Annotated in this window: 12 protein-coding genes; 7 read left to right on the top strand and 5 right to left on the bottom strand. The window is 65.5% G+C overall.

All coding sequences use genetic code 11. The features are described 5' to 3' along the window. The coding region (locus tag H0W38_RS07160) for a phosphoribosylformylglycinamidine synthase subunit PurQ (protein ID WP_292452455.1) at nt 1-374 on the top strand (374 nt) is incomplete at its 5' end. A 12-nt stretch (nt 375-386) separates the two neighbouring features. Next, entirely contained in the window at nt 387-1,181 is a 795-nt protein-coding gene (locus H0W38_RS07155) for a DUF1624 domain-containing protein (protein ID WP_292452453.1), read from the top strand. A gap of 66 nt (nt 1,182-1,247) precedes the next feature. Here the strand turns inward: H0W38_RS07155 and H0W38_RS07150 are convergent, their stop codons facing one another. The 5 genes from H0W38_RS07150 to H0W38_RS07130 all read right to left on the bottom strand — a co-directional run bounded on the left by H0W38_RS07150 (nt 1,248) and on the right by H0W38_RS07130 (nt 5,184). After that, on the bottom strand, nt 1,248-2,105 hold the full coding sequence (locus H0W38_RS07150) for a peptidylprolyl isomerase (RefSeq protein WP_292452451.1): 858 nt from the start codon (nt 2,103-2,105) through the stop codon (nt 1,248-1,250). Nucleotides 2,106-2,213: 108 nt separating this feature from the next. After that, the gene (locus tag H0W38_RS07145) at nt 2,214-2,546 is read right to left on the bottom strand and encodes a BolA family transcriptional regulator (protein WP_292452449.1); all 333 of its coding nucleotides are present in this window, start codon (nt 2,544-2,546) and stop codon (nt 2,214-2,216) included. Next, entirely contained in the window at nt 2,539-3,162 is a 624-nt protein-coding gene (locus tag H0W38_RS07140) for a septation protein A (RefSeq protein ID WP_292452447.1), read from the bottom strand. Before H0W38_RS07140 ends, H0W38_RS07145 begins: the two co-directional genes overlap by 8 nt. A 73-nt stretch (nt 3,163-3,235) precedes the next feature. Further along, nucleotides 3,236-3,664, bottom strand: a complete 429-nt coding sequence (msrB, locus tag H0W38_RS07135) for a peptide-methionine (R)-S-oxide reductase MsrB (protein ID WP_292452445.1) — start codon at nt 3,662-3,664, stop codon at nt 3,236-3,238. Beyond that, nucleotides 3,661-5,184 (bottom strand): YdiU family protein, encoded by a 1,524-nt coding sequence (locus tag H0W38_RS07130; protein WP_292452443.1) that lies wholly within the window; start codon nt 5,182-5,184, stop codon nt 3,661-3,663. The genes msrB and H0W38_RS07130 overlap by 4 nt, the downstream gene beginning before the upstream one ends. 115 nt (nt 5,185-5,299) lie before the next feature. On the opposite strand from H0W38_RS07130, the gene H0W38_RS07125 reads away from it, so the two are divergent. The 5 genes from H0W38_RS07125 to H0W38_RS07105 all read left to right on the top strand — a co-directional run bounded on the left by H0W38_RS07125 (nt 5,300) and on the right by H0W38_RS07105 (nt 11,714). Continuing rightward, nucleotides 5,300-6,946: a 3-(methylthio)propionyl-CoA ligase gene (locus H0W38_RS07125; RefSeq protein ID WP_292452441.1), complete on the top strand. Its 1,647-nt coding sequence runs from the start codon at nt 5,300-5,302 to the stop codon at nt 6,944-6,946. Between the two features lie 143 nt (nt 6,947-7,089). After that, nucleotides 7,090-8,352, top strand: a complete 1,263-nt coding sequence (locus H0W38_RS07120) for a branched-chain amino acid ABC transporter substrate-binding protein (protein ID WP_292452439.1) — start codon at nt 7,090-7,092, stop codon at nt 8,350-8,352. Nucleotides 8,353-8,480: 128 nt separating this feature from the next. Further along, nucleotides 8,481-9,503 (top strand): branched-chain amino acid ABC transporter permease, encoded by a 1,023-nt coding sequence (locus tag H0W38_RS07115; protein WP_292452437.1) that lies wholly within the window; start codon nt 8,481-8,483, stop codon nt 9,501-9,503. A gap of 124 nt (nt 9,504-9,627) precedes the next feature. Beyond that, on the top strand, nt 9,628-10,908 hold the full coding sequence (locus H0W38_RS07110) for a branched-chain amino acid ABC transporter permease (protein ID WP_292452457.1): 1,281 nt from the start codon (nt 9,628-9,630) through the stop codon (nt 10,906-10,908). Beyond that, nucleotides 10,905-11,714, top strand: coding sequence for an ABC transporter ATP-binding protein (locus tag H0W38_RS07105; protein WP_292452435.1), 810 nt, complete (start codon nt 10,905-10,907; stop codon nt 11,712-11,714). Before H0W38_RS07110 ends, H0W38_RS07105 begins: the two co-directional genes overlap by 4 nt. Nucleotides 11,715-11,987 lie beyond the last annotated feature (273 nt).

Raw genomic sequence — 11,987 nt, 5'->3', positions numbered from 1 at the left:
GGCTGTCGATGGTCGAAGTGCTCGAATCGCCGTCGATCTTCTTCACCGGCATGGCCGGCAGCCGGCTGCCTGCGGCGGTGGCGCACGGCGAAGGTCACGCTGACTTCTCGCAGCGCGGCGACGCCGTGGCGGTGCATCGCGCACTGCGCTTCGTCGACCACACCGGCCGGCCGACGGAGGCCTACCCCGCCAATCCCGGCGGCAGCGCCGAGGGGCTCACGTCGGTGACCACCGACGACGGCCGCTTTACCGTGCTGATGCCGCATGCGGAGCGGGTGTTCCGCAACGTGCAGATGAGTTGGACGAGCGGCGACGCGAGTGCATCCAGCCCGTGGATGCGCATGTTCGCCAACGCGCGCAAGTGGGTCGGCTGATCGCCAGTGGACTTGCGCAATCGCCAAGGCGACAGGTCGAGCACTCGACGCCGGGCAACGGCAGGCTCGGCGTCGGCGAGAGCCGCTCTCGACGCCTCACCGGCCAGCCGCTACGACCGCCTCGACGCGCTGCGCGGCTTCGCCATCGTCTGGATGGCGCTGTTCCACTTCGGCTTCGATCTTGCGCACTTTCGCCTGATCGACGCCGACTTCTACCGCGACCCCTTCTGGACTTCGCAACGCACCGCAATCGTCAGCCTGTTCCTGTTCTGCGCCGGCCTCGGCCAGGCGGTCGCGGTCGCGCAGGGTCAGAGTTGGCGCCGGTTCTGGCGGCGCTGGGCGCAGGTGGCGACTTTTGCCCTCCTCGTCAGTGCCGGCAGCGCGCTCATGTTCCCGAGAACCTGGATCAGCTTCGGCGTACTGCACGGCATCGCGCTCATGCTCATCGTGTGCCGCCTGAGTGCCGGCTGGGGCCGCTTGTTGTGGCCGCTCGGGCTGGTTGCCATCCTGCTGCCGCAGTTCGTGCAGCATCCCTTCTTCGACACGCGCCTGACCAACTGGGTCGGCTTGGTGACACGAAAGCCTTTCACCGAAGACTGGGTGCCGCTCCTGCCGTGGCTGGGGGTGATGTGGTGGGGCGTGGCGGCCGGGCTCTGGCTGTTGCCTCGGCGGCCAGCGTGGCTCGGCGGCGATCTGGCGACGGGGCTGCAGCTGCTGGCCGTGCTCGGTCGCTGGAGCCTTCTCTTCTACATGCTCCACCAGCCGGTGCTGATCGGTGCGTTGCTGGCTTGGCAGGCTCTGGCTTGAGGTGGGCCGCGCCCATGAAAAAAGCGCCCGGCAGGGCGCTTTTTTGTCAGCAGCGAGCGCTTTGCTTCAGCGGGGCTGAGCGCCGGACGGCGCCGGCGCCGGTGCTTCCTCGAACTTGTAGTCGGTCTTGGCCTTGTTTTTCAGTTCATCGCGGAAGGCGATCAGCTTCTGCTGCCCCAGACGCTGCTGGATCTGCGGCTTGAGTTCTTCCAGCGGCGGCACCTGCGCCTCGCGCACGTCCTCGAGCTTGAGGATGTGCCAGCCGAACTGGCTCTTCACCGGCTGCGCGGTCATTTCGCCCTTTTTGAGCTTCACCATGGCCTCGGAGAACTCTGGCACGTAGTTGGCGGCCGGGGCCCAGTCGAGGTCGCCGCCGTTGGTCGCCGAGCCGGTGTCCTTGCTCGACTTCTTGGCCACGTCCTCGAACTTGGCGCCGCCCTTGATGCGCTTGATCAGCGCCTTGGCGTCGGATTCCTTGTCGACCAGGATGTGGCGGGTGCGGTATTCCTTGCCGCTGGCCTGGGCCTTGAACTTGTCGTATTCGGCCTGGATGTCGGCGTCGCTGACCGGGTTGTTCTTCTGATAGTCGGTGAACAGCTCGCGGATCAGCAGGCTCTGGCGCGCGTTCTCCATCTGCTGCTGGTAGCTCTCGCTGGCCGGCAGGCCGCGCTTTTCGGCTTCCTGCACGAAGATCTCGCGCAGCACCACTTCGTCCTTGATCTGGCGGTCCATGTCGGGCGGCACCTGCTGGCCCTGGCTCATGGCCTGCTGGACCACCTGCGTCATCAGCGCGTCGGCGCGCGCCTTGGGCACCGGCTTGCCGTTGACGGTGGCGATGTTCTGCGCCGCTGCAAGCGTCGGAACCAAGAGGGCGGCGGCCAGGCCGATCGAAGCAAGGCGGGCAGCAAGAATGGACGGTTTCATGCGATGAACTACCTCGGTGTTAATTGGGGGGGTGGGCGGACGGCGGCCGAATGGAAGGCCGATCTCCGAACAGGCGCGACAGGCCTCGGGCTCGCAAAACAGGCTCTTTCAGGCGCCGGGGCCGGCCGCTTCTGCAGGCGAGAGCGTGGTCAGCGCCAAGGCGTGAATGCCGCGGGGCATCCACAAGGCGACGGCATCATACACAAGGCGATGTCGCGCCGGCCTCGAGAGGTTTTCGAAGCGCCCACTGACGACATGAACGCGAAAATGGCGGCCTTCGCGGGCACCGGCATGGCCGGCATGGAGGTGGCTGTCGTCGTGCACTTCCAGCATGAGCGGCGAGAGCGCGCCGCGTATCGCGGCCTCGACCTCGGCCGCGCTCGGCGCGAAATCCGGCGGCGAAGAAGCCGGCGCGCAGGTGCCATGCGGCACGTCACTCATCTTCAGCCTTCACATGACGGCTCATGTACAGGCCCTGCGCCAGCGTGAACAGGAGCATCAGGCCGACGCCGCCGAACAGCTTGAAGTTCACCCAGGTGTCGGTCGAGAAGCTGTAGGCCACATACAGATTGAGCAGGCCCATGAAGGCAAAAAAGCCGATCCACATGAAGTTGAGGTTGCGCCACACCGCGGGCGGCAACTCGAGCTGGCCGCCCATCAGCGCCTGCAGCAGGTTCTTGCGCCACAGCGCCTGGCTCAGCCAGAAGGCCGTGCCCATCACCCAATAAAGGACGCTCGGCTTCCACTTGATGAAGGTTTCGTTCTGAAACCAGATGGTCGCGCCGCCGAGCACCGTGACGAGGCCCAGGCTGACCCACAGCATCGTCTCGATCTTCTTGCGCCGTGCCATCAGCCAGCCGATCTGCACGAAGGTGGCGACGATGACGACCAGGGTGGCCAGCAGCACGGGCGCCAGCTTGGCGCTGATCACGCTGCCTGCCACGAGCATGCCGAAATGCTCGGTGGCGAACGCCGCGGCGGCATCCGGCTGGCCTTCCGCGAGCTTGAAGACCAGGAAGAACAGGACGATGGGGAAGATGTCGAACAGCAGTTTCATCGGGCAAGAGGGCTCGCAGGCCGGGCGTCGGTGAAGCCGGGATTGTCCTCTGCCGCAGCCCCGGGTCGCGCTTTCAGCCCTTCGGCTTGAAATCGAGCGAGGCGGAGTTGATGCAGTAGCGCTCGCCGGTCGGCGCCGGGCCGTCCTCGAACACGTGGCCGAGGTGCGAGCCGCAGTCCTGGCAGCGCACCTCGACCCGGACCATGCCGTGGGTCTTGTCGACCACGCGCTCGATGATCTCGCCGCGCAGCGGCTGGAAGTAACTCGGCCAGCCGCAGCCGGCGTCGAACTTGGTGTCCGAGGCGAAGAGCGGCGCGCCGCACGCCACGCAGTGATAGACGCCTTCTTCCGAGTGATCGGCGTACTTGCCGGTGAAGGCCCGCTCGGTGGCGGCGTTGCGGGTCACCTCGTATTGCATGGGGTCGAGCTGGGCGCGCCACTCGGCTTCGGTCTTTTCGACCTTGCGGGGCTTGTCGTCTTTGCTTCGGTCTGAAGAACTCATGATGAACAGGAAACCTCCAGGGTTTGCGCCCAGTCGGGCGGGAAGTCGGCATCGGCCGCGTGCTCGGGCTGTTCATCGAAGGGGCGCTGCAGAACTTTCAGCAGCCGCGCCGTCTCTTCGAAGTCGCCGCCTTGGGCCGCGCGAATCGCGTTCTCGCACAGGTGGTTGCGCAGCACGAACTTCGGGTTGACGCGGTTCATGCGCTGAGCGCGTTCGGCGTCGACGCTGGCCTCGGCCCTGAGGCGCACGGCATAGCGCACGGCCCAGGCGTCGAAGGCGGCGCGGTCGAGGAAGAGGTCGCGCACGGGGCTCGGGTCGGCCTCGGTGTAGCCGGCCAGCCGGCGCCAGGCAATGGTGAAGTCGGTGCGCTCGGCAGCGAGCAGCTTGAGCCAGTCGTCGATCAGCGCCGGGTCGCCATCGTCCACCGTGGCAAAGCCGAGCTTGGCGCGCATGCGCGACTGCAGGGCTTCGGCAAAACCGCTGCGGTAGGGCTCGATGGCTTCGAGCGCCAGTTCTCCGGTGGCTTCGCTGACCTCTTCACCTTGCGCGATCAGCGGCAGCAAGGCCTGCGCCAGCGCGTGCAGGTTCCACAAGGCGACGCCCGGCTGGCGCGCATAGGCGTAGCGGCCCTGGTGATCGGAGTGGTTGCAGATGTGGCCCGGGTCGAAGCCGTCGAGAAAACCGAAGGGCCCGTAGTCGATGGTCAGGCCGAGCAGCGACATGTTGTCGGTGTTCATCACACCGTGGCAAAAGCCGACGGCCTGCCAATCGGCGATGAGCGTCGCAGTGCGGCGCGCCACCGCCTCGAGCAGAGCGGCATAGGCGTTGGGGGCATCGGCACAGTCGGGGTAGTAGCGTTCGATCGCGTAGTCGGCCAGTACACGCAGCGACGCCGGCTGGTCGTGATGGGCGAAATGCTCGAAGTGACCGAAGCGCAGGAAGCTCGGCGCCACTCGCATCACCACCGCCGCGGTCTCGATCGTTTCTCGCCGCACCGGCAACTTCGATCCGACGACGGCCAGCGCGCGGGTGGTGGGAATGCCGAGGTGGTGCATTGCCTCCGAACACAGGAACTCTCGGATCGACGAGCGCAGCACGGCACGGCCGTCGCCCATGCGGGAGTAGGGCGTCATGCCGCTGCCCTTGAGCTGCAGCTCCATCGGGCCGGCGGGCGTATCGATCTCGCCGAGCAGCAGCGCCCGGCCATCGCCCAACTGCCCCGCCCACACGCCGAACTGGTGGCCGCTGTAGACGCTGGCCAACGGCTCGGCGCCGTGCCAGGGCGTGGCTCCCGCCAGCACCTGGAGCGCGCGCCAGTCGGAGCGCTCCGCCCAGTCATCGGGCCAACCCAACTCGGCAGCCAGATCGTCGCTGCGCGCCACCCAATGCGGCTGGGGCACGGCCTGGGCCGGCAACAGGGAGGAAAAGGACGGGCCGAGACGGGCGTAGCGGTTGAGCCAGCGCAGCGGCGGCGCGGGCACGTCTTCTTGCAGGTCGAGCGGGAAGTGCAGTGCTGTCATGCAGGGCAGTCTATAGATGCGCCCCGGCCCGTTCGACCGCTAGGGCTAACCCGCGGCCGACCCCTGGGGGGCTTCCTATGATTCGCAATCACTTTCATTGCCGGAGACGCGAACCATGGCACGCCTGATGGGCCAGATGATGCAGATGCCGCTGCTGATCTCTTCGGTGATCGTGCATGCCGCCCGCCACCACGGCGACACCGAGATCGTCTCGAAACGGGTCGAGGGCGACCTGCACCGAACCTCCTACGCCGAGTGCGAACTGCGTTCGAGAAAGCTCGCGCAGGCCTTCGCGCGGCTCGGCTGCACCGACAGCGACCGCATCGGCACGCTGGCTTGGAACGGCTACCGGCATCTGGAGATCTACTACGCCAGCTCGGGCTCCGGACTCGTGTGCCACACCATCAATCCGCGGCTCTTCCCGGAGCAGATCGCGTGGATCGCCAACGACGCAGAAGACCGCGTGCTGTGCTTCGAACTCACCTTTTTGCCGCTGGTGGAAAAGCTCGCGCCTTCGCTGCCGCAGATCAGGCACTACATCGCGATGACCGATCGTGCCCACATGCCGGTGCAGACCGGCATCTCGAACCTGCTTTGCTACGAAGAGCTGGTCGATGCCGAGAACGGCGACTACGCCTGGCCGGAATTCGACGAGAACACCGCGTCGAGCATTTGCTACACCTCGGGCACCACCGGCCATCCGAAGGGTGCCGTCTACAGCCATCGCTCGAGCATCCTGCACGCTTATGCCGTCTCGCTGCCCGACAGCATGGGCAACTCGGCGACCGACACCATCCTGCCGGTCGTGCCGATGTTTCACGTCAACGCCTGGGGGCTGCCGTACGCCGCGCCGCTGGTCGGCTGCCGGCTGGTCTTTCCCGGCCCGCACATGGACGGCAAATCGCTCTACGAACTGTTCGAAAGCGAGCAGGTCACTTTCAGCGCCGGCGTGCCGACCGTGTGGCTCGGCCTGCTGGCCTACGTGAAGCTGAACGGCCTGAAGTTCAGCAGCTTCAAGCGCACGGTGATCGGCGGCTCGGCCTGCCCGCCGGCCATGATCCGCACGCTGCAAGAAGAGTTCGGCGTCAGCGTGATCCACGCCTGGGGCATGACCGAGATGTCGCCGGTGGGCACGCTGGCGCGGCTGAAAGCCAAGCATGTCGACAAGCCGTCAGCGGAGCAGCGCCGCCTGCTGGAAAACCAGGGCCGCGTGGTCTACGGCGTGGACATGGCGCTGATCGGCGACGACGGCAGCACCCAGCCCTGGGACGGCAGAACCTCGGGCGACCTCGTCGTGCGCGGGCCGTGGGTGATCGAACGGTACTTCAAGCAGGACGCCTCGCCGCTGGTGCAGGCAGACGGACAAGCCTGGTTTCCGACCGGCGATGTGGCCGCGATCGACGCAGACGGCTACATGCACATCACCGACCGCAGCAAGGACGTCATCAAGTCCGGCGGCGAATGGATCAGCTCGATCGAGCTGGAGAACATTGCGATGGCGCATCCGGCCGTTCACGAGGCTGCCGTGATTGCTGCGGCACATGCCAAGTGGGACGAGCGGCCGCTGCTGGTGGTGATCAGGAAGCCCGGCGCCGAGGTGACGCGCGAGGAACTGCTCGCCCACTACGAAGGCCGCATTGCCAAGTGGCAGATTCCCGACGACGTGGTCTTCGTGACCGAAATTGCACATACGGCCACCGGCAAGATACAGAAGCTCAAGCTGCGCGAGCAATTCAGGGATCATGTTCTGCCAGGGGCCTGACGGCCTCGCGCGTGAACCAAGAGAACCGTGTCCGGTCGGCGACAGGTGCATGTCGGGATGTCCCTCAACCGGTGCGTAAGTTTGAGACTTACGCTCGTACGGTGGACGAATCAGCACGGCCGACGGCCGCCAAGGAGGCAGTGATGCAATTCAGGAAGCGCTTGTTCGATCTGGTGGTCGGCGCGGGCCTCGCCCTGAATGCCGGCCTGGCGCTTGCGCAAAAGGGTGAGACGGTCAAGCTGGCCTTCATCGACCCGCTGTCGGGCCTGATGGCGTCGGTGGGCCAGAACCAGGTGCGCAGCTTCCAGTTCTTTGCCGACAAGTTCAACAACGATCCGAAGCTCAACCCTGCCGGGGTCAAGTACGAAGTCATCGCCTTCGACAACAAGCTGAGCCCGACCGAGAGCCTGACCGCACTCAAGGCCGCCATCGACCAGGGCGTGCGCTACATCACCCAGGGTGATGGCTCTTCGGTGGCGGCTGCGCTGATCGATGCGGTCGGCAAGCACAACGATCGCAATCCGGGCCAGGAGATCGTCTATCTCAACCACTCGGCGGTGGACCCCGACTTCACCAACAGCAAGTGCAGCTACTGGCACTTCCGCTTCGACGCCGACACGTCCATGAAAATGGAGGCGATGACCACCTTCATCAAGGACCTGCCCGACGTCAAGAAGGTCTATCTGCTCAACCAGAACTACACGCACGGCCATCAGGTCGCCAAGTTCGCCAAGGAGATCCTGAAGCGCAAGCGCCCCGACATCCAGATCGTCGGCGAAGACCTCCACCAACTCGCCCAGGTGCGCGACTTCTCGCCCTACATCGCCAAGATCAAGGCCACCGGAGCCGACACCGTCATCACCGGCAACTGGGGCTCCGACCTCACGCTGCTGATGAAGGCGGCCAATGAGGGCGGCTACAACGGCAAGTTCTTCACCTACTACACCGGTGTTTCCGGCACGCCCACGGCAATCGGCAAGTCCTTCGGGGGCAAGATCTTTCAGGTCTCGTACAACCACTACAACATGGGCGGCCAGATGAGCGAGTGGCAGGCCGAGTACAAGAAGAAGTTCAACGACGACTTCTACACCGGCTCCGTGATCCACATCTTCAACGCGCTGTCGCAGTCGATCGCCAAGGCGAAGTCCACCGATCCGGTCAAGGTGGCCGCCGCGCTCGAAGGCCTGAAGTTCAAGAGCTTCAACGGCGACGTCGAGATGCGCCGCGCCGACCACCAGCTGCAGCAGACGCTCTACATGACGACCTGGCAAAAGGCCACGGCCGAGTTTCCCTACAGCCCCGAAAACACCGGCATGACGCTCGCACCGGTCGAAACTTTCGCGCCGTACGTGTCGAGCACGCCGACGAGTTGCCAGATGAAGCGCCCTTCCTCGGGGCCGGCGTGACGCTCGAACAGGCACAAGGCGTCTGCTGCTGAGTCGGTGGGGCTCGATCGGTGACGCCGCATCGAGCCCCTTTCCTTTGATGCCGCGGGTGCATGCCGCGCACGTGTGCATTCCACCCACGGACCCGAATGGAATTCTTCGCAATCTCCATGCTTAACGGCTTGAGCTACGGGCTCTTGCTGTTCATGCTGAGTTCGGGCCTGACGCTGATCTTCAGCATGATGGGCGTGCTGAACTTCGCCCACGCCAGCTTCTACATGCTCGGCGCCTACATCGCCTATACGGTGGCGCAACTGGTCGGCTTCTGGGCGGCGCTCGTCTTCGCACCGCTGCTGGTGTTTGCATTGGGCTCGCTGTTCGAGCGGGCCTGCTTGCGCAAGGTGCACAAGTTCGGCCATGTGCCCGAGTTGCTGGTCACGTTCGGCATTTCCTACGTGATCCTCGAGCTGGTGGCGCTGATCTGGGGCCGCGGCGCGGTCGATTTCATGCCGCCGCCCGCTTTGCAGGGCCCGGCCTTCACGCTGGTGAGCTCCCCCACCGAGGGCCTGCAGATGGTGTGGGGCGCGGCCGCGCCGGCCTTGTGCAGCGCGGCCGGCGTGATCTGCTCGCCGTTTCCGGCCACGCGCGGCTTCATGATGCTGGTCGCACTCATGATGCTGCTGGCCCTCTGGCTGCTGCTCACGCGCACGCGCATCGGCCTGGTCATCCAGGCGGCGCTCACGCACCCGGAAATGGTCGAAGCGCTCGGCCACAACGTGCCGCGCGTGTTCATGCTGGTGTTCGGCGCCGGCGCCGGGCTGGCCGGCCTGGCCGGCGTGATCGGCGGCTCGACCTTCGTCACCGAACCGGCGATGGCCTACACGGTCGGCTCGGTGATCTTCGTCGTGGTGGTGGTCGGCGGCATGGGCTCGCTCTCGGGTGCCTTCCTGGCCTCGCTGATCATCGGCGTGGTGCAGACATTCGCCGTCGCGCTGGACTACTCGCTGGCGAGCGCCTTCGCGCAACTCGGCATCGCGCTCAGCCCCGCTACGGCCGGCAACAGCCTTTTCAGCCTCACGATCTCGCAGGTCGCGCCGATCCTGCCGTACCTGTTCCTGGTGCTGATCCTGATCTTCCGGCCCAGGGGCTTGCTCGGCACGCGAGAAGGATGAAGACGTGAGCGTGCTTTCGCCCGGCCAGGCCAGCGTCGCAAGCGCCGAAAGCACCTCGCCGCTGCAGACCGGCCGGCAATCCCGTCGAGAACGCGAGCCGGCCCGTCGCGGCGCCAAGGGGGACGTGTATCACTTCAAGCCCTACAACGTCGGCCGCTGGCTCGTCTGGGGCTTGTTCGCGCTGCTGCTGCTTGCGGCACCCATGCTCTTCACCAGCGGCCTGTCGCGCTCGATGCTTTCGCAGATGGGCATCGCCATCATTGCCTGCCTGTCCTACAACATGCTGCTGGGGCAGGGCGGCATGCTGAGCTTCGGCCATGCGGTCTACACCGGCCTGGGCTCCTACCTCGCGATCCACGCTCTCAACAGGGTGGCCGGCGGGCAATTGCCGATCCCCGTGAGCCTGATCCCACTGGTCGGTGGCCTGGCCGGCATGTCCTTCGCGTTGCTGCTCGGCTTCGTGACGACACGCAAGGCCGGCACGCCTTTCGCCATGATCACGCTCGGCATCGGCGAGCTGGTGTTCGCGGCCTCGCTGATGATCCCGGAGTTCTTTGGCGGCGAGGCCGGCGTGTCGGGCAACCGGGTGGTCGGCGAGGCGGTGGCGGGCATCACGTTCGGCCCGCAGATCCAGGTCTATTACCTGATCGGGCTTTACACCTTCGTGTGCACCGCCGCGATGTTCGCCTTCACGCGCACCCCGCTCGGGCGCATGCTCAACGCGGTGCGCGACAACCCCGAGCGCGTGCAGTTCATCGGCTACAACCTGCAGCGCGTGCGCTGGTTCGCCTTCATCATCGCGGGCTTCTTTGCCGGTGTTTCCGGGGGCTTGTATTCGGTCAACTTCGAGATCGTCACGGCCGAAGTGGTGGGCGCGGCGCGCTCGGGCGCCTACCTGCTGTTCACCTTCCTGGGCGGCGCGACCTTCTTCTTTGGGCCGATCATCGGCGCCATCCTGATGATCGTGGCTTTCGTGCTGCTCAGCGAGTTCACGCAGGCCTGGCTGCTTTACCTGGGCCTGATCTTCCTGTTCATGGTGATGTATGCGCCGGGCGGCATCGCGAGTCTGATCATGATGAACCTGCGCATTGCGGCCTACGGCAAGCTGAGAAAGCTGGTCACGTCCTATCTGGCGCTGGGCAGCACGGCGCTGGTCATGCTGGCCGGTGCGGCGGCGATCATCGAGATGATCTATCACCTGCAGCTCGGCACCTCCATGGGCAGCACCCTGCGCTTCATGAGCGTGCCGCTCGACGCTCACAGTTTGGACAGCTGGTTCGGCGCTGGCTTCGTCATGCTCACCGGCCTGGCGCTGTTCGAGCTCACGCGCCGGGAGTTCGCGCGGCAGTGGGGCGTTGTGCAGGGAGAAATCGAGCACGAGATTCGCAAGAGGCAAGCGCTGTGAATACCTCGCCGGGTACCCCATCATCGACCTTCGCTGTCGAACTCAAAAACGTGTTCAAGCGCTTCGGCAAGACCGAGATCATCCGCGGCGCCAGCCTGGCGGTGAAGCCGGGAGAACGAGTCGCCATCATCGGCCCCAACGGTGCGGGCAAGTCGACGCTCTTCAACCTGATCAGCGGACGCTTCGGCATCAGCAGCGGCGAGATCGCCCTGCACGGCGAACGCATCGACGGTCTGGAGCCCTACGAGATCAACCGCAAGGGACTGGCCCGCAGCTTCCAGGTGAGCAATCTGTTCACGCGGCTGTCGGTGTTCGAGAACATTCGTTGCGCGGTGCTGTGGTCGCTGGGTTATCGCTATTCGTTCTGGCATTTCCTGGCCGACTTGACCGACGCCAACGAGCGCACCGAGCAGGTCATGGAGATGATCAAGCTCGAGCGCAAACGCGACGTGCTGGCCATGAACCTCACCTATGCCGAGCAGCGCGCGCTGGAGATCGGCATCACCATCGCTGGCGGCGCCAGCGTGATCCTGCTCGACGAGCCGACTGCCGGCATGAGCAAGAGCGAGACGCAGCGCTTCATTCAACTGATCCGGGAAGTGACCGAGGGCAAGACGCTGCTGACCGTAGAGCACGACATGGGCGTGGTATTCGGCCTGGCCGACCGCATTGCGGTGCTGGTTTACGGGGAGGTGATTGCTTTCGACACGCCGGAGGCGGTGCGGGCGAATGCGAAAGTGCAGGAAGCGTATCTGGGGTCAATGCTTGCCGATCAGCAGGCTGCCGGCAGCACGGCGGGCCGGTGAAATGAAATACGTCAACGTGCGGGCTTTCGGCCTTTTGCGGGTTTTCGGTTTGTGTTGGCTGGGGGGGGGTGTCGGTGGGGGGCAAAGCCGGGGGCGGGCGGCGTGCTTCGCTTTGGTGCGGTGGTCGGCCCGCGTTGCGTGCCGACTGCGCTGTGCTGCTCGGGTTTGGGGCGCGTCGCGGAACTCGCTTCGTTCGCTGCGCTCACTGCGCTCAGACAGCCGCGACGAGTCAGTTGACGAAGCACGCTGCGCGTGCCGCCCCAAACCCTGCGC

Origin of the sequence: Methylibium sp. (assembly GCF_013817365.1) — a bacterium.
Classification (GTDB): domain Bacteria; phylum Pseudomonadota; class Gammaproteobacteria; order Burkholderiales; family Burkholderiaceae_C; genus Methylibium.
The sequence above is the reverse complement of the archived record's forward strand: the minus strand, read 5'-3'. Positions and strand labels throughout refer to the sequence as shown.